This is a genomic window from Kitasatospora sp. NPDC004614, from assembly GCF_042873675.1.
Lineage (GTDB): Bacteria > Actinomycetota > Actinomycetes > Streptomycetales > Streptomycetaceae > Kitasatospora.
The window spans coordinates 822,388-844,683 of record NZ_JBIALR010000001.1 but is presented as its reverse complement, the minus strand read 5'-3'; the positions used below and the strand labels follow the sequence as shown (position 1 = coordinate 844,683).

Annotated in this window: 18 protein-coding genes and 2 pseudogenes; 5 read left to right on the top strand and 15 right to left on the bottom strand. The window is 73.8% G+C overall.

The annotated features are described in order from the left end of the window. Window positions 1-119: 119 nt before the first annotated feature. The gene (locus ACFYST_RS03640) at window positions 120-755 is read left to right on the top strand and encodes an ATP-binding cassette domain-containing protein (protein WP_387859584.1); all 636 of its coding nucleotides are present in this window, start codon (window positions 120-122) and stop codon (window positions 753-755) included. Continuing rightward, entirely contained in the window at window positions 746-2,407 is a 1,662-nt protein-coding gene (locus ACFYST_RS03635) for a DUF6297 family protein (RefSeq protein ID WP_387859582.1), read from the top strand. The genes ACFYST_RS03640 and ACFYST_RS03635 overlap by 10 nt, the downstream gene beginning before the upstream one ends. A 6-nt stretch (window positions 2,408-2,413) precedes the next feature. On the opposite strand, the gene ACFYST_RS03630 is transcribed toward ACFYST_RS03635, so the two are convergent. From ACFYST_RS03630 to ACFYST_RS03620, 3 genes and pseudogenes are all read right to left on the bottom strand, one after another. Further along, window positions 2,414-2,698, bottom strand: coding sequence for a hypothetical protein (locus ACFYST_RS03630; protein WP_387859580.1), 285 nt, complete (start codon window positions 2,696-2,698; stop codon window positions 2,414-2,416). Between the two features lie 399 nt (window positions 2,699-3,097). Then, window positions 3,098-3,217: pseudogene (locus ACFYST_RS03625) on the bottom strand (BTAD domain-containing putative transcriptional regulator); the annotation flags it as partial. Between the two features lie 28 nt (window positions 3,218-3,245). Continuing rightward, window positions 3,246-3,515, bottom strand: a pseudogene (locus ACFYST_RS03620) (BTAD domain-containing putative transcriptional regulator); the annotation flags it as partial. Window positions 3,516-4,115: 600 nt separating this feature from the next. On the opposite strand from ACFYST_RS03620, the gene ACFYST_RS03615 reads away from it, so the two are divergent. Continuing rightward, complete coding sequence (locus tag ACFYST_RS03615; RefSeq protein ID WP_387859579.1) at window positions 4,116-4,637, top strand: RICIN domain-containing protein; 522 nt, start codon at window positions 4,116-4,118, stop codon at window positions 4,635-4,637. 71 nt (window positions 4,638-4,708) lie between these two features. On the opposite strand, the gene ACFYST_RS03610 is transcribed toward ACFYST_RS03615, so the two are convergent. From ACFYST_RS03610 to ACFYST_RS03585, 6 genes are all read right to left on the bottom strand, one after another. After that, the gene (locus ACFYST_RS03610) at window positions 4,709-6,043 is read right to left on the bottom strand and encodes a flavin monoamine oxidase family protein (protein WP_387859577.1); all 1,335 of its coding nucleotides are present in this window, start codon (window positions 6,041-6,043) and stop codon (window positions 4,709-4,711) included. Window positions 6,044-6,133: 90 nt separating this feature from the next. After that, window positions 6,134-9,088 (bottom strand): aminotransferase, encoded by a 2,955-nt coding sequence (locus ACFYST_RS03605; RefSeq protein WP_387859576.1) that lies wholly within the window; start codon window positions 9,086-9,088, stop codon window positions 6,134-6,136. Between the two features lie 98 nt (window positions 9,089-9,186). Further along, the gene (locus tag ACFYST_RS03600; protein ID WP_387634875.1) at window positions 9,187-9,627 is read right to left on the bottom strand and encodes an Lrp/AsnC family transcriptional regulator; all 441 of its coding nucleotides are present in this window, start codon (window positions 9,625-9,627) and stop codon (window positions 9,187-9,189) included. 259 nt (window positions 9,628-9,886) lie between these two features. Beyond that, complete coding sequence (locus tag ACFYST_RS03595) at window positions 9,887-10,396, bottom strand: hypothetical protein (RefSeq protein ID WP_387859574.1); 510 nt, start codon at window positions 10,394-10,396, stop codon at window positions 9,887-9,889. A 488-nt stretch (window positions 10,397-10,884) separates the two neighbouring features. Further along, window positions 10,885-12,099, bottom strand: coding sequence for an MFS transporter (locus tag ACFYST_RS03590; protein ID WP_387859572.1), 1,215 nt, complete (start codon window positions 12,097-12,099; stop codon window positions 10,885-10,887). 202 nt (window positions 12,100-12,301) lie between these two features. Continuing rightward, window positions 12,302-12,439, bottom strand: a complete 138-nt coding sequence (locus tag ACFYST_RS03585) for a hypothetical protein (protein ID WP_387859570.1) — start codon at window positions 12,437-12,439, stop codon at window positions 12,302-12,304. An 80-nt stretch (window positions 12,440-12,519) separates the two neighbouring features. Here ACFYST_RS03585 and ACFYST_RS03580 point away from each other — a divergent pair, with 80 nt between their 5' ends. After that, window positions 12,520-15,804, top strand: coding sequence for an NACHT domain-containing protein (locus ACFYST_RS03580; RefSeq protein WP_387859568.1), 3,285 nt, complete (start codon window positions 12,520-12,522; stop codon window positions 15,802-15,804). A gap of 11 nt (window positions 15,805-15,815) precedes the next feature. Here ACFYST_RS03580 and ACFYST_RS03575 read toward each other — a convergent pair whose 3' ends face one another. The 6 genes from ACFYST_RS03575 to ACFYST_RS03550 form a co-directional block, all read right to left on the bottom strand. Then, window positions 15,816-16,247 (bottom strand): CBS domain-containing protein, encoded by a 432-nt coding sequence (locus ACFYST_RS03575; protein WP_387859566.1) that lies wholly within the window; start codon window positions 16,245-16,247, stop codon window positions 15,816-15,818. A gap of 140 nt (window positions 16,248-16,387) precedes the next feature. After that, the gene (locus ACFYST_RS03570; protein ID WP_387859565.1) at window positions 16,388-16,975 is read right to left on the bottom strand and encodes an ATP/GTP-binding protein; all 588 of its coding nucleotides are present in this window, start codon (window positions 16,973-16,975) and stop codon (window positions 16,388-16,390) included. Continuing rightward, the gene (locus ACFYST_RS03565) at window positions 16,956-17,282 is read right to left on the bottom strand and encodes a DUF742 domain-containing protein (RefSeq protein ID WP_387636817.1); all 327 of its coding nucleotides are present in this window, start codon (window positions 17,280-17,282) and stop codon (window positions 16,956-16,958) included. Before ACFYST_RS03565 ends, ACFYST_RS03570 begins: the two co-directional genes overlap by 20 nt. 105 nt (window positions 17,283-17,387) lie before the next feature. Beyond that, complete coding sequence (locus tag ACFYST_RS03560) at window positions 17,388-17,798, bottom strand: roadblock/LC7 domain-containing protein (protein WP_387634894.1); 411 nt, start codon at window positions 17,796-17,798, stop codon at window positions 17,388-17,390. Beyond that, window positions 17,795-20,287: a nitrate- and nitrite sensing domain-containing protein gene (locus ACFYST_RS03555; protein ID WP_387859563.1), complete on the bottom strand. Its 2,493-nt coding sequence runs from the start codon at window positions 20,285-20,287 to the stop codon at window positions 17,795-17,797. The genes ACFYST_RS03560 and ACFYST_RS03555 overlap by 4 nt, the downstream gene beginning before the upstream one ends. A gap of 80 nt (window positions 20,288-20,367) precedes the next feature. Beyond that, window positions 20,368-21,165: an MHYT domain-containing protein gene (locus ACFYST_RS03550; RefSeq protein ID WP_387634898.1), complete on the bottom strand. Its 798-nt coding sequence runs from the start codon at window positions 21,163-21,165 to the stop codon at window positions 20,368-20,370. Between the two features lie 434 nt (window positions 21,166-21,599). Here ACFYST_RS03550 and ACFYST_RS03545 point away from each other — a divergent pair, with 434 nt between their 5' ends. Next, window positions 21,600-22,265 (top strand): hypothetical protein, encoded by a 666-nt coding sequence (locus ACFYST_RS03545; RefSeq protein ID WP_387634900.1) that lies wholly within the window; start codon window positions 21,600-21,602, stop codon window positions 22,263-22,265. The last annotated feature ends 31 nt before the right edge of the window (window positions 22,266-22,296 follow it).

The window sequence follows — 22,296 nt, the reverse complement described above, 5'->3', positions numbered from 1 at the left end:
CCGGGGGGACACGCATGGGGAGGGACCGCCGTCGAAGGCCGCCGGACCAGCCAGGAACCGCTGCGGCGCCTCCGCTCCTGACCGCCGAGGACCTCCACGTCAGCGCGGGCGGCCGCCAGTTGCTCGCGGTAGCGTCGCTGGCCGTGCCGCCGGGCGGCTGCCTCGGGCTGGTCGGCGTCAACGGGTCCGGGAAGTCCACCCTGCTCAAGGCGCTCGCCGGGCGGTGCCGCCTCGACCGCGGCTCCGTCCTGCTGGACGGCCGCCCGGTGCGGGAGCACGAACGCGGCTTCCGGCAGCAGGTCGGCGTCTTCCTGGACGACGCCGCCTGCTTCCCCGACCTCACGGTCGCCGAGCACGTCCGGATGGTCGCCACCGCGCACGAGGTCGGCGACACCGCCGCCCGCTGCGCACGGGTACTGGACGTCCTGGGCCTGCACCACCGGGCCGACGCCTTCCCCGACACCCTCTCCGCCGGCCAGCGGCAACTGCTGCTGCTGGCCGCCGTCCTGGTCCGTCCGGCCCGTCTGCTGCTGCTGGACGAGCCGGAGCAGCGGCTGGACACCGGCGCCCGGGACCGGCTGGCCGACACGCTGCGGCAGAGCCGGGCCGACGGCACGGCGATCGTCCTGGCCGTCCACGACCAGGAGCTGCTCGACCGGGTCGCCGACCAGGTGATGGTGCTGGACGGCGGACGCGTCGTCGACCACGGCCCGACCGCCGAAGTCCTCCAAAGGGGAGCCACCCCGTGGCGCTGACCACCCGCCGGGCCCCGCATCCGGCACCGGCCTCCGGCAGCGCGGCCCGGGCCGCCGTCGAGGAGCTGCGCCGCACCCGGGCCCGGCGTCGCGCCCTTGGTGGCCGCACCCAGCGGGTCTGGACCGCGCTGATCACCGCTTTACTGCTGCTCGCCGTCCTGACCGGCTCGGTCAACACCCTCTCCGGCCTGGCCGGATCGTTGCTCGCACCCGGCGACGAACGGCTCCCGGCACTGCTGGTCGGCCTCAGCACACTCGGCACGGCCGGGCTGCTGCGGCTCTCGCTGTGGCTCGGCCCGATCGTGCTGCCGGCCCCGGAACTCGGCTGGCTGCTTCCCCTGCCGGTGGACCGCCGCTGGCTGCTGCGCCCGCAGCTGTCGGCCGCACTGGCCGCCGCCGGGGCGGCCGGCGCTGTCCTGGGTGCGCTGGGCGGCGCGGTCGCCGCGTCGGGCGGGCGGCCGAACCCGCTCGGGATCGGCCTCGCCATGGGCGTCGGCCTGCTGCTGGCCTGGTGCGCCGCGGCCGTCGGCGTCCTGGCCGAGGGCTCACCGGCGTGGGCCCGGACGGTGCGGGCCGGCTCAGTGGCCCTCGCCCTGGCCGGCCTGGCGCAGCTCGGCGCGCTCGCCGCCGGACGCCACCAGCTGACCACCGGCCTGCTGGCAGCCTCCGGCCCGTGGGGCTGGGCGGGCTGGGCACTCGGCGGCTTCCGACCGACGCACCTGCTCGCGGTCGTCACCCTGGCAGCGGCCACCGCCCTCGCCCTGGCCGCCGCCGACCGCTCCCTCGCCACCCTGCCGACCACCGACCTCGCGCTCCGCTCGCACGCCCTCGGCCGGGCCCGCACAGGTCTGCTGCTGCTCGACTTCCGCCAGATCGCGCTGGTCGCCCAGGCCGCCGCCCGCGCCCGGCGGACCGGTCCGGGCCGCCTGCGGCTGCCGATGCCCCGGACCCGGCTGCTGATCCTGCCCTGGCGGGACGCCACCGCCCTGCTGCGCCGCCCCTGGCGCCTGGCCGCCGCGGCCGCGTGGGCCGCCGGCACCGTGCTCCTGCTGAACGCGACCCGGCTGTGGGCCGCGCCCTCCCACCCCTCCCCCGTGACCGCCGCCTGGCTGGGCTGCCTGCTCAGCCTCGGCCCCTACCTGGCGGCCGCGACGCTGGTGGAGCCCGCCCGGGAGGAGACCGACCGGCCGGCCCGCACCGGCCTGCTCCCGTTCACCCCCGCCCGGATCGCGCTCTCCCACCTGGTGGTGCCGACCGTCCTGCTCGCCGTCCTGGGCGCGGCCGCCGCAACCGTCACCGCCGCCGTGATCCAGGCCCCGCCCGTCGTCCTGTCGGCCGTCCTGCTGCTCTTCACCGCAGGCGCCCCGACCGCCGTCGGCGCGGCGCTGCTGGGCGCCTACCGCGGACCGCTCCGCTACGACCTGATGTCGCTGTCCGCGGACTGGTACGGGGCACTTCCCTTCGTGCTCTGGTACTGCGCCCCGGCCCTGACCACCGTCGCCGTGGCCGCCCCCCTGCTCTGGCACGCCGCCACCGCCACCGCCCTCACCCACGGTTCCGTCCTCGCCCAGTTCGCCGCCACCGCCGCCCTGGCCCCCGCGCCGGCCGCCCGCCGCGTCGCCCGCTCGGCGGCACTCCTGATGGCGCCTTAACAGCGTTCACGCCTTGAGGAGTTGACCGAAGTCGGTGGCCTGCGTGCCGTGGCGCGTTCTGGCGTGGTCCAGGACGGCCGCCTTCAGGGTGTCGGTGTGCACCTCGGTGACGGCGCGGGGCGAGGTGGTCCCGGGGGTGTGCTCGTAGGCGCGGACGACGGCGTCGAGGGAGACCGGTGCGGCGAACCGCCATCCGCGGAGCAGGATCACCTGGGAGATCGCCGGGTAGGGCGTGCGGGTGGGATCGGCGAGCCAGTCGAGGAGGGTGGGGCGGGGGACGGTGAAGTCCACGCCCGCCCTGGTCAGGGCCTGCAGCGCGGCGGGGGCGAGCGGCGGCGCGTTGCGGTCCGGGTCGAGTGCGATGAGTTCGCCCCACAGCCGGGCAGCGTCCAGGACGGTGGCCCGCGCGTCCGGTGTCCGGTCCTGCTGGTCGAACTCCTCGGCGCTGGCGAAGAGTTGACGTGCGCGTTCGACCGATGACGGTGGCGGGGCGGCGATCGCGTTCCGGTCGCAGCCGGTGCGCCGGAGGGCCAGCGCGGAAACGGTGGCCCCGGCAAGAACGGCCAGCAGGGCGCGTCGGGGGATCGCCGGCGTCGGCGCCTCGGCCGTGGCGACCAGGCCGACGTCGCCCCGAGGCGAGGTTTCGGTCCGCCGTGGGAGGGGCGTCGGGTCTCCGATCAGGACGGTTCGGTAGAGGGTTCGGAGTTCCTTGCCGGGGTCGGCGCCCAGTTCCTCGGCCAGGCGCCGCCGGACGAGGCCGTAGCGGTGCAGGGCCTCCGCGCCCCGGCCGGTCGCGTGCAGGGCCTGGATCAGTACGTGCTCCAGGGGGCTCGGCCAGCGGATATTCGGCGGCGAGGTCGGGCACCGCGGAGACGACCGCGGCGGGACGACCGCACCGGAGCTCCGCCTGCGCCCACCGCACCGCCGCGTCCAGCCGCCGCTGGTGCCAGCTCGCCCGGACCTGCGCCGCCCATCCGCCGGAGAGCCCGGCCAGGGGCTCCCCGCGCCACAGGCGCAGCGCTTCGGCGAGTGCCGCGGCCCGGGCCCGGTCGTCGCGCTGCCGGTCGTCGCGCGGCTCGACCAGGCGGCGGAAGCGGTGCAGGTCCACCAACTCGGGGTCGAGGTCGAGGACGTAGCCGGCGTGTCGGCGTTCGATCCGTGCGGGCGTGGCGCCGTCGGGGGCGGTCGACGGTCTCAGCAGTCGGCGGATCCGGCTCAGGTGCGCGTACAGGACGGGCCGGGGGTTGGCGGGCGGGTCGTGGCCCCAGACCCGGTCGACGAGTGTCTCGATCGCGACCGGCCTTCGGGCGTCGACGATCAGCGCGGCCAGGACCAGCTGCTGCTGCGGCGTTCCGAGGTCGAGCGGCCGGCCCGCCGACCGCACCTCGATCTCGCCCAGCAGCCGGATGTCCACATGTACCCCCCAGGTGGTCGGCAGCGCCCGCGGAATGCCCAACTCCCCATGCTGGCCTGGCTCGCAAGGTGGCCGCAAGGTCGGTGCACAGGGTGCGAAGGCAGGGTGGGACGGGCCGGGGCTCACCCGGCGACGATCACCGGTGGCGCCCGGCCACCGGTGACCACTCGTGTGCTCGCGGAGGGATACAGCATGCGGATACCGCTTCCCCGACGGTCCGACCGTCCCGGCAAAGGCGCCTCACCACGGCCGGCAAGGCGTTCTCGACTCGCTCCGGCGGCCCTGGCGGCGGCCGTGGCGTTCGTCGTCGTCGGGGCGCTCGCCCCCGCGCCCGCTCACGCGGCGGACCCCGCCCGGTACGAGATCGTGAACGCCCGGACGGGGCTGCGGGCCGACGTCATGTGGGCGTCGACCGCCGCGTACACCGGCGTCTTCCTGTGGCCGAACAACACCAGCCTCTCCCAGGAGTTCGAGCTGCTGGACAGCGGAAACGGGGTCTTCCGGATCAAGGCCCGGCACTCCGGCCAGTGCCTGATGCTCGACTGGCGCGCGGGCACCTACTCGAACGGCACCCCCGTCATCCAGTACCCGGCCTGCGGCGCCGGCTACGCGCCCGCCGAGTGGACCATCGGCTGGGTGGGGCACACCTGCATGTGCTTCCCCACGACCATGATCCTGCGGAACCGGGCCACCGGCAGGTGTCTGGACGCGAACGGCGCGCCCGTCGAGAAGGCCGTCCTGCAGCAGTGGGACTGCATCGCCACCGACGACGTGTGGAACACGGCGAACCAGAGCTGGAACCTGCTCCAGCTCTGACCTCCCCGACCTCCCACAGGTGCGCAGCCGCGGAAGCCGGTTGATTGCTTCCAGGGCTGCGCACCGGGTCGTCAGTTCGAGGGATCCAGGGCGCGGGTGAGCCCGGTCAGCGGGAGCTCGGCGCCGAGGACGCGTTCGGCGGCGCGGTGGCCCGAGAGCAGGGCGCCGTGGACGGTGGCCGGTTCGTGGCCGTAGGTGGCTTCTCCGGCGAAGTGCAGGACGCCGTCGACGGGTTCGGCCATCGCGTCGTGGTCGTCGTGGGAGGAGCCGACGGCGACGTAGGAGTACGAGCCGAGGGCGAGCGGGTCGGAGGCCCAGCGGGTGATCCAGTGTCCGACGGGGTCGGGGACGGCGTCGCCGTGGATCCCGCGCAGGGCGCCGACCACGGAGGCGACGATCTCCTCGTCGGTCAGGTCCTCGATCTCGCGGGCGAATTCGCCGCCGGCGAAGGTCAGAAGCATCGGCTCGCCGCTCACCGCGGAGACGTCGTACCAGGAGTGCCACGGGACGCCGGGCCGGCCGTGCTGCCGGATCGCGTAGACGCCGTCCGGCCAGAACCGCTCCGGGAAGCGGAGGAAGACCTTGTTGAACGCGCCCATGCCGAGGCGGGCGATCGGCCCGGCGACGGCGTCGGGCAGGGCGGGCGCGAACGCGATCGTCCCGGCCTTCAGAACGCCCAGCGCCACTGTGACGATCACCTGGGCGGCCTCGAAGGGTCCGTCCTCGGTGTCGACGCGGACTCCGGTGGCCGACCTGGTGACGGCGGTGACGGTCGTTCCGAGGCGGATGTCGAGGCCTTCCGCGAAGGCGCGGGGAATGGCGTCGTAGCCGCCGGGGAAGATCACTTCCTCGCCGTCGATGGCGTCCTCGTCGAGGGCGTGGGCGGCGACCTGCTCGATGTCCGCGCCGCACTGCTCCTCGGTGCGGTGACGGAAGAACACCCGTACCCGGTCTGCTCGTTCGGCGTCCCAGCCGGTCTCGGCGAGGGTGCGCTCGGTGGCAACGTGGTAGCTCTCGTCGTCGCCGGATTCCGCGATGGCCTGCTGGAACAGCGCGTCCGCGGTCTCCACGTCCGCCAGCCACTGCTCGGTCGCGTCCTCGTCGAACAGCTGCCGCGATTCGTCGTGGTCGGCGATCGGCCGCCCGCCCGCCTGGAAGCTTCCCACCGTGAACTCGACGGTCTCCAGGCCGAGTTCGGCGACGATGTCGGTGAGCGGATTGCTGGTGAGGCCGTGGATCCAGGAGGCGCCGCGGTCGACGGAGAACCCGGCCGTGCGGTCCGTCCACATCCGGCCGCCGACCCGGTCCCGGGCCTCGAGCACGACCACGCGCTGTCCTGCGGCGTGCAGCAGCCGAGCGGCGGTGAGGCCGGCGATTCCCGCGCCAACGACGATCGTGTCCAACATCTTTACCGTTCCAGGGAGTTCGAAGGTGTGAGGGTAGAAGCGCCCGGCGCGGGGGGCCTGGGACCCGGGGCCTGGGGCCTGGGGCCTGGGTCAGCCGGCGTGGCCGAGCTGGGTGAGGGCCAGGTCCAGAGTCTCGGCGAAGAAGTCCGCGGCGGCGGTGTCGAGGCACAGCGGGGGCTTGATCTTCAGGATGTTGAGGTGGTCGCCGGTGGGCTGGACCACGACGCCGAGGTCGAGCATGCGGTCGCAGAGTTCGGCGGTCTCCTCGGTGGCGGGCTCCAACGTGCCACGGTCGCGGACCAGTTCGAGACCGAGGTAGAGGCCCGAGCCGTGCACCGCGCCGACGATCCCGTGCCGGTCGCCCAGCGCCTCGAGCCGGCGCTTCAGGTGGCCGCCGACCCGGACGGCGTTGCCCTGAAGGTCCTCGTCGCGCAGGGCGTCCAGCACGGTCAGTCCGACGACGCTGGACACCGGGCTGCCACCGGTGGAGGAGAAGAAGTAGCCCTGCTCGCGGTACCGTTCGGCGATCGCGCGGGTGGTGACGACCGCGCCGAGCGGGTGCCCGTTGCCCATCGCCTTGGCGACGCAGACGATGTCGGGGACGACCTGCTGCTGCTCGAAGCCCCAGAACCAGTGCCCGAGCCGGCCGTAGCCCGCCTGGACCTCGTCGGCCACGGCCAGCCCGCCGTGCCTCCGCACCGCTGCGTACACCTCGGCGAGGTAGCCGTCGGGTAGTGCCACTCCCCCGGCGTTGCCGTAGAACGTCTCACTGACGAACGCGCCGGCCGGACGCCCGGCCGCCGCGAGGCCGTCGATCTCCGCCACGGCCTCGGGGGCGTAGCGGGCCGCGTCGGCGCCGCGGTGGCGGCCCCGGTAGGGGTTGGGCGAGTCCACGGTGTGGACCCAACTCGGCCGGGTGGCAAGCGCGTTGGGGTTGTCCTGGAGCGAGGTGGAGACGGCGTCGGAGGCGTACGTCCAGCCGTGGTACGCCTCCCGAAGCGCGACCACGTCGGGTTGCCCGGTGGCGCCGATGGCCAGCCGCAGCCCCAAGTCGACTGCCTCGGAACCGGAGTTGACCAGGAACACGGTGTCCAGCGGCGCGGGCAGGAGCGCCGCGAGGCGCTCGGTGAACTCCACCACCGAGGCGTAGTGGAACCGCGAGTTGGTGTTCAGCCGCCGCAACTGCCGGGCCACCGCCTGCTCGACCCGGGGATGGGCGTGGCCCAGCGGGGTGACGTTGTTGACGATGTCGAGGTACGAGCGGCCGTCGGTGGACAACAGGTGGTGGCGCCAACCCCGTTCGATCCGGGGCGGGGCGTCGTAGTAGTGCCCCTGCACCGTCGCGAACACCTCACCGCGCCGCTCCAGCAGGTCGCTCCGCTCTTCCACCGGCTCGATGCGGGCCAGGCCCAGCAACGGAGCGGGGTCGGCGGTGAGCGGCAGCCAGCCCGCGGCGTACTCGGGGCGCACCAGCGGAGGGACGGCCGGACCGTCGGCGTCGCGCAGGGCGAGGCGGACGGCGGTGCAGGCCGGGAGGTGGACGAGTTCCTCGCCCGCGCCGACCTCCGCACCTTCGGCCACCAGCGGGTGAACCGTTGCCGCGAAGGCCAGCTCCAACACCCACTGCCCATAGGTGAGTTCGATCTTCCCCGGCCCGACGGCAAGCACCCGTCCGGCGTCGGGCGCGTGCGCCGCGGCGGTCCGGCCGAGCCACAGGTCCACGCCGGTGGAGACGGTTTCCGGGGAGACGGCGGAAAGCGCGGGCGTCCGGGAGAGCCTGACGCCGCCGTAGGGGGTGCGGACCGCCGCCGCGCCGCCGGCCAGCGCGGCGGCCGCCGCCCGGTCCTCGGCGCCGGCTTCGAGCCAGTTGCCGCCGTCCATCGTGTCGGCGTCGGTGGACAGGTCGAGGACGGTGAACTCGCCGAATCCACGCAGCAGTTGGTGCGTAGGCGGGGCGGCCGCGACCGGTCCGCGGACGTGGCCCGTCGCCTCCTGCACCAAGTTGGTCATCACCGCCAGCGGCAGGCGGGTGGCCTGCTCGAAGATCCGCCACTCCCGGTCGAGCGCGGCCGTGGCGTAGGCGTTGTCCGCGTCGACGGCCGCCTGCTGCCGCCCACTGACCACCAGCACGGCGGCACGCAGCACGACCAGCGGCCAGAGTGCCCCCGCCTCGGCGGCGGACAGCGGCCGGACGGCATGGAAGGCCCGGACTGCGGGCAGCACCTGATGGGGTTCGATGCCGTCGTGGTGGAGCATCGAGGAGAGCTGGACGGCGAGTTCGCCGACCGCCCAACTCGTGGTCAGGTCACCGAAGTCGATGATCCCGTCGGGCATCGGCGGGCAACTGCCCGGACGGCGGATCAGGTTGTCGTCGGTGAGGTCCAAGTGCACGGCCTGCAACGGCAGTTCGGCAGCGCCCGCCTCGACCCGCGCCCAGGCCTCGTCCGTCGCCGCCAGCACGGCGGCCCGCCGCTCGGGCTCGCCGACGTGCGCGGCGAGCCGGGCCACTACCCGGTCGGCGTGCCGCAGGTCCCACTGCAGGACGCGGTCGAGCCCGGGGTGCCGGAAGTACCGCAGCGTGGTGCTGACCTTCCCGGCGATCGCCCCCATCGCCGCGACGGTCCTCGCGGACAGATGCCGCGGCCCCGACAGCGCACCCCCGTCCAGGTGCCGCAACACCCGCGCCGTGACCGGCCCGCCCTCGACCTCCACCACGGCCCGGCGCGGGGCACCGTCGTGGTCGCGCAGCACGGTGGCCACCCGCAACTCCGGGTGCGCGGCCGCGACCAGGTCGGCGGCGGCGTCCTGGGCCTCGACCTCGACGGCGCCGAACGCCGGGTTTGCGATCTTCAGCACCGCGGCTATGCCCCCGTCCCCGTCGCGGAGTAGGAAGTTGGCGTCCTGCTGGCTGCCCAGCGACTCGGCGCGCCCGGCGATCCCGAGCTCCCGGGCGGCGAGGAGCTCGGCCTCGGCCGGGGTGATGCGCGGGACGGGGAGTGCGTCCTCGGCGAAGAAGTCGACGGTGCGGTGCTCGGGGTGCGACATGACGGGGTCCTCGGCGTGGTGCGGATATAACGGCGCGTCGGCGACTGGGTCAGGGCCTGTCCGGTCGATCGCGCCCGGCAGGATCGGCCGGGCAGTCCCTAGTCGACGTGCCAAAGGAAGCGGTGGGTGTGGATCGCGAAGTAGGGGAAGTTCTCCACCGACACGACGCCCTCGACGGCGCGAACCACGTCGTTGACGAAATCCAGCAGGTCGCTCGGACGGTCGCACACCACCTCGACGAACAGATCGAACGTCCCGGCGGTCAGCACCGCGTACACGACCTCGTCGTGCCGCGACAACTCATCGGCCACCGCCCGGGGGTCGCCGTCCACATGCAGACCCAGCAGCGCCATGGTCTGCCGCCCCATGGTCATCGGGTCGGTCACCCCCACCACCTGCACCGCCTTGGCCTCGACCAGCCGCTGCACCCGCTGCCGCGCAGCAGACGGCGACAGCCCGACCTTCGGCCCCAACTCGGCGTACGGGATCCGCCCGTCCACCTGGAGCTCCCGCAGGATGGCCCGGTCGATCTCGTCCACGAAGCAAGGACCCTTCACTGCGGAAACCTGGGGAAACAGCAGCTCGGAGCGCTGTGAAGGACACCATGCCGGATCCGGACGCTCGAATCAATGGTCAGCGCAATCGAATCGAGCGCCCGGACACACGGATCGAGCGCCGAGGCGACTCGGCACGGCGGCTCAGCCCGGCGGCTCCGCCCAGCGGCTCAGCCCAGCGGCTCGGCCCGGCGGCTCGGCACGCAGTCGCGTGAGGAAGCAGAAGTACCGCAGCGGAGACCTCTCAACTACCCCCACTGTCACCGGCATCGACGCCCCACCCCTCGTACGGGCCACCCTCCGACCGGGCAACGGCTTCCCAGGCAGCACCGCCACCGAGCAGGCCGGCGCCGGCGGCGAACGTCGGCACCAGTGAACGCAGAGCCCGGCGCCCGTGAAGCGCGACCAGAAGCCCGACCTCCTCCGTCCCGGCCGGGGCGCCACCGGGAAGCGGATGCAGGCAGCGCAGCTCGCGCAACAGCCGACACCCCGCCAGGGTCCGCGCCGGGGCACACAGGACAGCAACCGCGAGCACCGCCAAGATCACCCCCGCCCAACGGGCTCCCTGCGCCGCGATGCCCACGGCCGCACCGCCGGCTGCGAGGCCCAGCAGGCGGGCCACCATCAACCGGGCCCGGCCGCACCGCAGGCCGCGTCCGGCCAGTTCGGCGCCCAGCTCATCCCGTGCTCGCCGCACGGCCGGGGCGGCGGCAGCATCGGCGAACGACAGGTCCCTGCCGAACGCCGTCCACACGGGCCCGGTGCAACACAGTCACGTCACGCCCGGGCCCGGTGTGCACCACCCGCCGCAGCCGGCCGCGCGAGCCTGCGTCGACCGCCCCGGCAAGGTGCAGTTCCACGACGGCCACTCCCAGCGCGGCCTTCGAACCGCCCCGCACTCCCGCGACCTCGACCGCCGTCAGGCCGTCCACCCGCCCCCGAACGGGCAACCACCGCAACAGCCCCGCACCGACCAGCCCGGTCACCGCACACACCACACCGATCTGCCACACCACGCCCCGCTCCCCTCATCAACTGCGGGACGTCATACCCATGTTCGACGGGTTCGCCCGAGCGACCCACCGCCGGCGCCGGCACGTCCCGCCACGGCCCTGACGGTCGGACCGCGAACGTCGAAGCGAAAGCCGCCGGACGAGGGCCGTCGTGGGCCCGCCCTCGTCCGGCGCCTCTCCTCCAGGTAGGGCGGCTACGCCGCCCCTGACCCCCGGTACTCCCGGAGGCTCAGCCCTCCGCCGCCACCGCCCGCTCGTTGCCGAACACCCGCCAGGACGGCGCCGCGACCAGCGCCGCCAGCACGGGCACGGCGGCGAGCAGCAGGCAGACGGAGAGCGGGAGGCGCTCGGTGAGCAGGCCGACCGTTGCGGTGGAGAGTGAACCGCCGGCGTTGAAGGCGGTGTTGACCCAGGCGCCGGCCCGGGTGCGCTGTTCGGGCGCGGCAATTTCGTCGGTGAGCAGGTAGGCGGTGGTGAGCGTCGGGGCGACGGCCAGTCCGGCGAAGGCGGCGATGACGGCCAGGACGGGGAGGGACGGGGCGAGCGCGGCGAGGGCGAGCGCGGTGCCGAGGACGGCGGTCAGGATGGTGAGCCGATTCCCGGCCGCCATACGCCAGTTGACGGCGCCGAGGGCGAGGCCGCCGATCGCGCTGCCTGCGGCGAGGGTGGCTTCCACCCAGGCGACGTCCGCGTCCCGCCCGTGCTGACCGGCGAAGACCACGGCCAGCAGGCCGAACGCGCCGAGCCCCGCCCCGGCCCCGGCGGCGGCCGCCAGCGGCTGGCGGGCCCGGGACAGCAGCCCACGGGTGCTCGAAACCTCGTCTCCAGAAGACGAGTTGGCGCCACCGGTAGCCGTCTCTCGCGGCACGGACACCGCCAGCGCGAGCGTCCCGCCGAGGACCAGCGCAGCGCTGAGCAGCACGCCGACGGCCGGACGCGCGACCGTTGCGAGGACGCCGGCCAGCAACGGGCCGGTGACGTACAGGAGTTCCTCCGCGACGGTGTCCAAGCTGTAGGCCCGGCGCCGCAGTTCGGGGTCGGTCACCAGCCGGCTCCACTGCGCGCGGGTGACGGGCCCGAGCGGCGGGGCGAACACGCCGGCCACCGCGGCCAGTACCAGCAGGACGGGGTACGGGGTGCCGGACCGCCACGTCGCGGCGGCCAGTCCGAGCAGGGTGAGCGCGTACCCGGCGGCCATCGGCGGCAGCACGCGACGCGGCCCGTAGCGGTCGACCATTCCCGCCCGGGCCGGGAACAGCAGGACGTTGACGGTGGAGAGCACGGCCATCACCCAGCCGGCCCGCGCGTACGAGCCGGTGGTGGCGGCGACGGCGAGCAGCAGGGAGAGCGAGACGGTGCCGTAGGAGAGGCGGCCGATCATGGCGGCGCCGAACAGTCGGGCGGCGCCAGGGGTGCGCAGAACAGCCCAATACGACGTAGACATCGTGAGGTTCCTCGAAAGAAGCCGGGCGCGCGGCAACGAGCAGCACGCCGGTGAACAGGGACGCCGAAGGCACCGCGCCACCGGTCGTGGTGAGCGGTCGCCGCGCGGGGTCCTAGTCACGGATGAGGAACATGGCGGCATGCTAGCCCACCCGGCCCGGACGCCGTCCACCCATTTACGTCCGGGCCCTCGCCCCCTCACGTCAGTGCTGCCGCACCCACCACACCACCAGCCCCACCGCCGCCGTCCCGCCTGCTCCCGCCGCCGCCCGCACCGCGCTGAACAGCGCCGCCTTCGCCAGCCGCTTCACCGTCGTCGCCCGCCGCCCGTTGTTCGCCATCCCGGGTACACCCCCGCCTCTCGTTCCGCCCGGGCCCAGCGCCGGGGCGGTGCCACCACCATCGGGTGAGCGGCCGCCCGATGGCCCGATCCCCGGGCGGTGCGGGCGAGTTGGGCGCTACGCTCCAGGTAGCGGCCCTGCCCGCACCCGCCCGCAGCGGGCGCAGCGGGCGGGCGGGCGGCCACGTTCAGACAGGGGGCAGACCGATCGCCACGCCAGACCCTCGCCGACGTCTGCACAGCGAACTCTGGGCCCTGAAGGCCGAGGCCGACGCGGCACGGCGCAAGCAGGATCTGCGCCCGCTGTCCCAGGCCGAGATCGAGCGGACGCTGCGCCAGGCGCCGTACCGCATCGCCGACTTCCGCGGGCAGCGGGTCAGCGACTGGGTCCCCAAGGACGTCCGGCAGGCGCAGGCGCCGTCCGCGGACAGCGCGGACGCACTGTGGGCGCTGGTCCGGCTCTGGTCCGAGACGGCCGGCCGGCCGCCACGGACTCAGCAGTACTGGGCCGGTCTCGCCGAGGCGGCCCGGGACGCGTCACCGGCGGCGGCTTCAGCACCCGCGTTCGGGGCGAACGGGATGGTCGGAGCCGCCCGGGTCCCGGAGTACGACCTCGACCGGCTCGGCGAGCAGGCCTTCGGACAACTGGTGCGTCTCCTCCTGCTCGCCGAGGCGGGCGGGCGCGTCGGCCTCGACCACACCGCCCCGGCGGACCTCCACCTCCCGGACGGCACCGAAGTGATCTGCTGGTTCGCTCCGCCGTCGGCCCGGCGCGGCGACCTGCCGCCCAGCGCGTGGCTGCCGGAGCTCGCGATCGAGCTCGACAAACGCGGGCTCTCCGCCCGCCGGGTGCTGGTGTGCACCAACCTGCCCTCGGCCACGAACCACACAAGCAGGTTCCGGAGCCGCTCGACGGTGGCACCGGTGAAGCATCAGCTGACGGCCTACGGGCTCCAGGGCCTTCGGGTCCTGTACCAGGAGGACATTCGGGTACGTCTCCACGCGCGCGCCGACCTGCGCCGCCTGTTCGCCGGGTTCGTCGCACCGGTCGACCCGCTGGCCCGGATCGGGGAGTTCATCGACGCCGACGCCGTCCGGGAGACCGCCCAGCTCGTCCACGCGCACACCGCCGCCGAGTTGCTCAGCGACCAGTGGGTCCGGCTGGGCCAGGCCGGTGCGGAGGGCGACCGGCAGCGGCTGAGCCTGGGCACGGTCGCGATCGACCTCGATGCCACGATCTCGTCCGGCGGGACGGAGACCGCCGTACAGAGCGCGCGCCGCATCATCGAGCGCGGCGACCACGTCCTGCGCCCGTCCAGCAGGCCGGCGGAGGCCGGACTGCTCAACGTGGCACTGATCGGCGGGCCGGGCCAGGGCAAGAGCACCCTCGGTCAACTCGTCTGCCAGGCCTACCGTGCGGCCCTGCTCGGCGAGGACGGCGCGGTACTGCTGTCGTTCACCGCCAGAGACCTGCTCCGCACCCTGCACAACGACCTGCGGGCGGCCGGGATCCCGCGCCCGCGCGTGCGGCGCTGGCCGATCCGGATCGCGCTGCACGACTTCGCCAACCACCTGGCCACCGGCGGCGACCGCAGCATCCTGCGCTTTCTGACGTCCCGGATGGGCCGTCAACTCACCGGCTCGCTCAGCCCGGAGCGCCTGGGCCGGTGGCTGGCCGAATGGCCGTGGTTCCTGGTCCTGGACGGGCTGGACGAGGTGGCCTCGCCCGAGGTCCGCGAGGAGGTGATGACCGCGATCGAGGAATTCCTGGTCCACGTGCGCCAGTTGGACGCCGATCACCTGATCCTGGCGACCACCCGGCCACAGGGCTACCGGGGCGAGTTCCACGTCGGCGACTTCGAGCAGCTGAGGCTCTCCCCGCTGTCGCCCGACGCCGCCATGCACTACGCCCAGCGGCTCGCCGACGCCCGGCACGCCGACGACCCGGAGATGCGCGAGGCGGTCGTGACCAGGTTCGGCGAGGCCGCGCGGCAGCCCAACACGGCGCGCCTGATGAGCAGTCCGCTCCAGGTGACCATCATGTCGCTGCTGGTGGAGCGCCGGACCAGGATGCCGCAGAACCGGTTCGAGCTCTTCGAGGCGTACTACTCGACCATTTACGCGCGCGAGGTGGACAAGCCCGGCGAGAACGGGCGGCTGCTGGCCGAGCACAAGGGCCACATCGACTGGATGCACCAGTGCGTCGGCCTGACCCTGCAGTCCAGGGCCGGGCTCGCCGACGCGCTCGACTCTGTCATGCCCGAACGGGAACTGCGCGAACGGTCCCGGGCCCGGATCGCCGACGAGACCGAGGATCCGGGGCTGTCCGCCGAACTGGCCCCGAAGCTGTTCAACGCCGCCACCGAACGCCTGGTCCTGCTGGTCGCCCCCGAGGCGGAGATGGTCGGCTTCGAGGTGCGCAGCCTCCAGGAGTTCATGGCCGCCAAGGCGCTGATCTCCGGCCCGGAGGCGGACATCCTGCCCCGGCTCCAGCGGCTGGCGGGACAGCCGGCCTGGCACCACACGTGGCTGCTCGCCGCCGCCGGCATCTTCACCCAGCGCCCGCACCTGCGCGACGGCCTGATCACCGTGCTGCGCGCCGCCGACACCGAGGACCGGGTGACGATGACCGTCCGCCCCGGCCTGGCGCTGGCCGCGTCCCTCGTGGAGGACGACCTCGCCCGGGCGCACCCCCGGCACCACCGGCTGCTGGTCGCCCACGCCTGCGAAGTGCTGAAGGGGCCGATCGGACCGACTTTCCGCGCCGCCGCGGACGCTCTGGTGAAGGTGGCCGACCAGAACGACGGGGCGTCGGAAGTCGTGCTGCTGGCCGTCACCAACGCGGTCCGCTCCCGCGACGTGGGGCTGGTCACGGGGCTGGCGCTGCTCCAGCACTGGGCCACAACGAACTGCGGCTCCCGGACAGCGGCGGCCGAACGGCTCGATCGGGCCCTGGAGGCGCTGGACAGCTCCTCACGCGCGGCCGTCCTCGCCTCCGACCTGCCCGGCCTTCCGCCCCTCGGCAGCATCGAGTTCCAGCGGTTTCTCCACCAGTACTACCCCGTGGCCGCGACCCAGCCGCTCACTCGTCTCTTCGCGGAGCACGGCCGACCGGACCTGAAGGAGTTCCAGGCCTTCGTGCGGACGGTCGTCCAGGTCGGCACGGACGGAACCGAACTTCACCTCCTGCCGACGCTTCCACCGCCGCTGCTCACCGGCGACCTGCTGGCACCGCTCGCCGCGGCCGTGGACGCCCGGTCACTGACGTCCTGGCCGCTCGCCTCCCAACTGCTGACCTGGCTGACCGCCTCGGCCGCCGCCTGCGCGGGCGAACTGCCGCCTCCTCAGGTCGAAGGCATCAACTGAGGCTGCGCTCGCTACATCGGACTCGCCGCGTAGATGCGCTCGGCGAACTCGGCGAGCTGGTTCTCCGGCAGGTGCCTGGCCAGGTCCGCCTCGCTGATCATGCCGACCATCCGCTTGTTGTCGATCACGGGGAGCCGGCGGATGCGGTGGCTCTCCATCTCGCGCAGGACTTCGTCGATGCCGGCGTCCGCGTCGATCCAGCGCGGGGTGCCCTCGATGATGTCGGACGCCTTGCAGTCGGCCGGGTTGAGGCCCTGCGAGACGCACTTCAGCACGATGTCGCGGTCGGTGATGATTCCGCACAGCCGTTCGCTGTTGGTCTCGTCGCCGACGGGCAGCGCGCCCACGTTCAACTGGCGCATCAGCTGGGCGGCGTGCAGGAGATTGTCGCTCTTGGTGATCCAGTGGGCACCCGGGTGCATGATGTCCTTGGCCGTGGTCATGCCGTCCTCCTGGTTACTGCGGGTATCTGCCGCCGCCCGCGCGGTCGCGGCCCGCCCCTGCGGCGTTGCGCCCCTCGTCCAGGGTCGCCCCGCAGCGAGGCCGCCGCGAATCGAACCGGCCCGGACTGCACACCCACAGGTCAACTTCCGCTCTCCGCCAGCACTCTCGCCGCGTGCACCTTCCCGGCGTGCTCAACGAGGTTGATCAGCACGGTCTTTCCCGATCCCCGCTCCCGCGCGTCGCACAGCACCACGGGGGTGCCGCAGTCGAGGTCGAGGGCCCGCGAAACCTCCTCGGGGTGAAAGGCACGGGTGCCGTCGAAGTGGTTGACGGCGACCACGAACGGGATGCCGCGGTGCTCGAAGAAGTCGACGGCGGGGAAGCAGTCGGTGAGGCGGCGGGTGTCGGCGAGGACGACGGCGCCGAGGGCGCCCTGGGCGAGTTCGTCCCAGAGGAACCAGAAGCGGTCCTGGCCGGGGGTGCCGAAGAGGTAGACGGACAGGCCTTCGCGGATGGTGATCCGGCCGAAGTCCATGGCGACGGTGGTGGTGGTCTTGCGTTCGACACCGCCGAGGTCGTCGATGTGGGTGCCGGCGGCGGTCAGTTGTTCCTCGGTGCGCAGCGGTTTGATCTCGCTGACGGCGCCGACCAGGGTGGTCTTGCCGACGCCGAAGCCGCCCGCGACCAGGATCTTCAGGGCCAGATCGTCAGAGCGCGCGAAGTCCATGGATGACCTCCTGGAGGATGTGCTCGTGCGGGAGCAGGGCCGGGGGGACGGGACGGCTGACCCGGATGTGTTCGGCGTCGAGGAGGTCGCCGAGCAGGACCCGGACGACGCCGAGCGGCAGGTCGAGGTCGGCTGCGATCTCGGCGACGGACAGTGCGTTGCCCTGGCACAGGTGGAGGATGGCGGCCTGTTCGGGGCCGACCGGCAGAGCCGCCGGATCGAAGACATCGGTGACGACCAGCGCGATCAGGTCGAAGGGCTGGCCGGGGCGGGTGCGGCCTTTGGTGAGCGCGTAGGGGCGGACCATCGGGCCGGCGGCCTCGTCGTACCACTGGACGGGGCGGTCGGGCGGCGGCGGGTAGCCGAACGGGGAGCCGGGCAGGTAGTGGCGCGGGGGGTAGGCCAACGGGGGTCACCCCTCCTGGGGGCCGCGGGGGGCGGCGGCCAGGTGTTCGCCGACCCGGCGCACCAGGCGGGCCATCTCGTAGGCGACCAGGCCGAGATCGGCGTCGGGGCCGGCGAAGACGGCCAGGCAGGAGGCCTGGCCGGCGGCGGCGACCAGTAGGTAGCCGCGTTCCAACTCGACCATGGTCTGGCGGACTTGGCCGGCGTCGAAGTGCCGGCCGGCGCCCTTGGCGAGGCTGTGGAAGCCGGAGGCGACGGCGGCCAGGTGCTCGGTGTCCTCGCGGGCCAGGCCGGTGGAGTTGCCCATCGACAGGCCGTCGGCGGAGAGCATCACGGCGAACTTGACCTGGGCGGTGCGGGTGACCAACTCGTCGAGCAGCCAGTTCAGTTCGCCGGTGTGGTGGGCGGTGCCGATCATCGGGGGCGGTCTCCTCGCTCGAAAGGACGGGTGTCGGGGGCACTGCCCCGGGCCCAGCCGTGCTGGAACGCGGCCATCGCGGCGCGGGCCTGCTCGGGGTCGCGGTCGGCGAACGAGGCGGGCGCGGCGGGCGAGCCGGGGCGCAGCCCGGGCCGGGCGGGTTCGGGGGCGTCGCGCAGTTGCGGCGCGAGGCTGGCCTGCCGTACCCGGCGCGGCAGTTGGTCGTCCCCGTCGGCGGGCAGCGCGGGCGAGGGCGGCGCGGACGGGAGCAACGGCGCAGGCGGCGCGGACGGGAGCAACGACGCAGGCGCGGGAGGCGGCTCGGCCAGCGCGGTGGCCGCGGCCCGTCCGGGTACCGATGGCGGGATCAACGGCCGTGCGGGGTAGGCGGCTTCGACGAATCCGTCGGGCGAGAGTCCGTCCGCCTCGACGCCGCGCAGGTCGAGCAGCTCGGTCGGCAGCAGCACGACGGCCGTGGTGCCGCCGTACGCCGACGGCCGGAGCGCGACCTTGACGCCGTGCCGCTTGGCGAGCCGGCTGACCACGAACAGGCCGAGCCGGTCGCTGTCGAAGAGGTCGACCTGGTCGCTGGCGGCGATCCGCCGGTTGGCGTCGGCGAGGGCTTCGGGGCCCATGCCGAGGCCGCGGTCCTCGATCTCCACCACGTAGCCGGTGCCGACCTGTTCGCCGCGGATGTGGATTTTGGTGTGCGGGGGCGAGAATCCGGTGGCGTTCTCGACGAGTTCGGCGAGCAGGTGGGTGAGGTCGGCGACGGCGGGGCCGGTGACGGCGGCGTGCGGGAGGCGCTGGACGTCGACCCGGGCGTACTCCTCGACCTCGGCGACGGCGGCGCGGACCACGTCGGTGAGCGGGACGGGCTTGCGCCAGGCGCGGCCGGGGGCGGCGCCGGAGAGGATGATCAGGCCTTCGGCGTGGCGGCGCATCCGGGTGGTGAGGTGGTCGAGCCGGAACAGGTCGTCGAGTTCGGCGGGGTCCTCGGTGCGGCGCTCCATGGCGTCCAGCAGGGTGAGTTGGCGGTGCACCAGGACCTGGCTGCGGCGGGCGAGGTTGACGAAGACGCCGGAGACGCCGGACAGCACTTCGGCGCGTTCGACGGCGGCGGTGACGGCGGCCCGCTGGACGGTGTCGAGGGCATGGTGGACCTGGCCGATCTCGTCGCCGCCGTGTTCCCGCAGCGGCGCCTCGGTGTCCACGTCGACCTCCTCGCCGGACCTCAGCCTCCGCATGGTGGCGGGGAGTTTGCGTCCGGCGAGTTCGAGTGCGGAGTTCCGCAGGGCGTGCAGTTCGGCGACCAGGCCGCGGCCGATCTGGACGGAGACCAGCAGGGAGGCGAGGACGGCGAGCAGGCCGAGCAGCACGGTGGCGCCGGAGGTGGTGAACAGGCCGAGGGCGTAGGGGTCGGAGCGTTCGGCGGCGGTCTCGCCGGCCTGCTGTTCGACGGCGGCAAGGTCGTGGGCGGTGGTGGCGGCGACGGTGGCCCAGCGGTCGGCGGGGACGGCGGCGAGCGCGGCGTGCGGGTCGCCGGCGGCGGTGACGGCTTCCTCGTAGCGGCGCAGTTCCTGGTAGTCGGGGCCGTTGGTGACGGTGGCCAGCGCGGCGCGGTCGGCGGGGCGCAGGTCGGGCGCGGCGGCCTGTTCGAACTGGGCGCGGGCGTAGGCGGCCTGTTGGACGGTGCGGTACTGGGTGTCGTCGAGCCGGCCGGCCCGGGCGGCGGCGCGCAACAGGGCGTCCTCGCGGGCGAGTTGTTCGCGGGAGCGGGCGAATTCGAGCAGTGCGCGGGCGTCGGCGGCGACCCGGTGGTCCTGCAGGGCGGTGAGCGAGCCGGCCACCGCGAGGGCGTTGTCGACGGCCGCGGTGTAGGCGTTGTACGCGTCGTCCCAGCGGACACCGTGGCCGGAGATCTGGCGGCGCAGCGCGGGGAGGGCGGCGACGGCGCGGGCCAGGGTGTCGAGGCGGCCGGCGGTCTCGTTGCCGAGTCCTTCGGCGTCGGCGCGGTTGTAGCCGGGGGCGAGGGTGAGCGGGGCGGCGGCGTTGTCGGTGTTCTGGGCGGCGGCGCGCAGTTCGCTGTCGCGGGCGGCGTCGGGGCCGTTGGTGGCGAGGAGTTGGCCGGCGGCGGCGCGTTCGGCCTGCAGGGCGGTGACGGTGCGGTCGAGGGGGGTGCGCAGGGTGGTTTCGACGTTCTTGATCCGCAGCAGTTCCCAGACGTCGCCGGCGGTGCTGACGGTGGCGAACGACCACAGCGCCATCAGCGCGACCACGGGGAGCATCAGGACGGCGACGATCCGGGCCCGGACGGTGCGCGGGCGCAGGCCGGGGCGGGCCAACGGGGCTGCGGGCAGCGGGGTTTCGTCGGCGGGCGGTCCGGCGTGGGCGCCGCGCCGGGGGGCGCCGGGCCGGTTGCGGGCGGGTCCGCGGGTGGCGCTGGGGGCGGGTGGTCCGCTGCGGGAGGTGCCTCGGGGTGGGCGCATGGGCGGGGACGGCCTTTCGGGGGGTTCGGCGCATCGGGCCGGGCGAGCGTTGAGACAGCGACAGGGCGGATGACGACCGGTCAGGCGGCGCGGCCGAGTTCGTCGACGGCGAGTTCCTCGACGGCGAGTTGGCCGGCCTCGCGGTAGGCGGCACGTTCCTGCGCGGTCGGGGAGAGCGCGACGAACGCGGCGGTGAGGAACAGGAACGAGCCGAGTCCGACGGCCAGCGGGAAGATGAACTGCATGGCGGTGGCGCCGCCGAGGCCGGTGCGGGCGGGTTCCATGTGGACGTGCACGGCGGCCATGCCGGTGTAGTGCATGCAGCTGACGGCGATGCCCATGACCAGCGAGGCGGCCGCGGCGGCGTACACGTTGCGGATGGTGACGGCGGCCCAGAGCGCGGCGGTGGCGGCACCGACGGCGATCAGCACGGAGAGCGCCACGGTGCCGAACCGGTACTGCAGTTCGCCGTGGATGCGGACGGCGGCCATGCCGAGGTAGTGCATGGCGGCGACGCCGAGTCCGGTGGTGAGTCCGCCGAGCAGCAGGCTGCGGCCGCGGTGCCGGCCGTGGCCGACGACGAACACGCCGAGGCCGACCACGGCTATCGCGACCAGCAGGCTGAGCACCGTCAGCGGTACGTCGTAGCGCAGTTCGGTGCCGTCCACGGCGAAGCCGAACATGGCGACGAAGTGCATGGTCCAGATGCCGGAGCCGATCGCGGCGGCGGCGGTGAGCAGCCAGTTGCGGCGGGAGGCGCCGGTGGCGGACAGCGCGCGCAGGGTGCAGCGCAGGCCGAGGGCCGCGCCGACGCAGGCCATCGCGTAGGAGAGGACTGGGGTGAGCCAGCCGACACTGAAGTGGTCCATCGATCCCATGGGTTGCCTCCCGCGAGTGCCCGGCGGCGCTCGCCCGCGCTCTTCTGAGTCAAAGCTCCTGGGTGCCAGGGCTCTTGTTGATCCGGGGACGCTGGACGCTACCCAGAGTTGATAGATGGTCACCAGAAGATCTGAAAAGCACCACGCGGCGTGGGTTCGGTGTGCTCGAATGGGCCCTTGGCCTATGCCCCCCGCATGCTCCGCCGGGCGCCGGGCTTCAACCGGGATGCGGACTGTCGGCCGGACCCGCTACTCTCCGCGTACTTCCCAGCTGGAACATCAATTCGAGGATCTACGTGTCCAATTCCGTCCCGCCCCCGCCGTCCGGCGCATTCGGTGCTCCGACGTACGCCGCTCCGGGGGCCGAGACCGCTTCCGCCCCGCAGGCGCCGTTCCACGGACCGTTCTGTCGTTTCTGCGGTTCGGTCCCGGCCGTGGAGGCCACGGTCCGCGGCCACCAGGGCTTCATCGTGCTCATGCGGTTCCTCAAGCTGCGGGGCCCGTTCTGCCGCGACTGCGGACTGGCGTCGGTGCGTCGGATGACCTCGAACAGCCTGTGGCAGGGCTGGTGGGGCATCGGCTCGATGCTGATCAACCCGATCACCATGCTGAGCAACCTCGGCGCCTGGTCGAAGGTCCGCCGGCTGCCCCCGCCGCTGCCGGGCGCGCCGGGCACCCCGATGCCGGTGGGCCGTCCGCTGTGGCAGCGGGTGCAGGTCCTCGGCCTGCTGCTGCCGGTGCTGCTGATCGCCGCGCTCGTCTGGAACGGCGGCCACTCCTGGCGCGACGGGGCGACCGGCCCCGCCCCGGTCCGGGTGCACGTCAGCAGCTACCCGACCCCCACGGCCACGAGTTCCGTCGCCGACCCGGCGAACGTCAAGGCCGGCGACTGCCTGCGCACGGTCGGCGGCTCCACCCGCACCTTCATCGTCGTGGTCGACTGCGGCGCCAAGGACGCGGACTCCAAGGTGGTCGGCCGCTCCTCCTCGACCGCCGACGACGCCTGCGACGCCTTCCCCGAGAGTGACAACATGCTCGTCCGCAAGGAGAGCCCCAACCCGGTCACCCTCTGCCTGGTGAAGCTCACCCACACTGCCTGAGCCATCCGCCCGCTCCCCCCGTCAAGCCGGG

Bases quoted from the DNA above. Each gene is read 5' to 3' on its own strand.
- ACFYST_RS03560 (WP_387634894.1), bottom strand. From the start codon at position 17,798: ATGATCGGCACCGCCCACCACACCGGCGAACTGAACTGGCTGCTCGAC.
- ACFYST_RS03580 (WP_387859568.1), top strand. From the start codon at position 12,520: ATGGCCCGATCCCCGGGCGGTGCGGGCGAGTTGGGCGCTACGCTCCAG.
- ACFYST_RS03570 (WP_387859565.1), bottom strand. From the start codon at position 16,975: ATGGACTTCGCGCGCTCTGACGATCTGGCCCTGAAGATCCTGGTCGCG.
- ACFYST_RS03610 (WP_387859577.1), bottom strand. From the start codon at position 6,043: ATGTTGGACACGATCGTCGTTGGCGCGGGAATCGCCGGCCTCACCGCC.
- ACFYST_RS03605 (WP_387859576.1), bottom strand. From the start codon at position 9,088: ATGTCGCACCCCGAGCACCGCACCGTCGACTTCTTCGCCGAGGACGCA.
- ACFYST_RS03550 (WP_387634898.1), bottom strand. From the start codon at position 21,165: ATGGGATCGATGGACCACTTCAGTGTCGGCTGGCTCACCCCAGTCCTC.
- ACFYST_RS03555 (WP_387859563.1), bottom strand. From the start codon at position 20,287: ATGCGCCCACCCCGAGGCACCTCCCGCAGCGGACCACCCGCCCCCAGC.
- ACFYST_RS03585 (WP_387859570.1), bottom strand. From the start codon at position 12,439: ATGGCGAACAACGGGCGGCGGGCGACGACGGTGAAGCGGCTGGCGAAG.
- ACFYST_RS03565 (WP_387636817.1), bottom strand. From the start codon at position 17,282: ATGGTCCGCCCCTACGCGCTCACCAAAGGCCGCACCCGCCCCGGCCAG.
- ACFYST_RS03590 (WP_387859572.1), bottom strand. From the start codon at position 12,099: ATGTCTACGTCGTATTGGGCTGTTCTGCGCACCCCTGGCGCCGCCCGA.
- ACFYST_RS03575 (WP_387859566.1), bottom strand. From the start codon at position 16,247: ATGACCACGGCCAAGGACATCATGCACCCGGGTGCCCACTGGATCACC.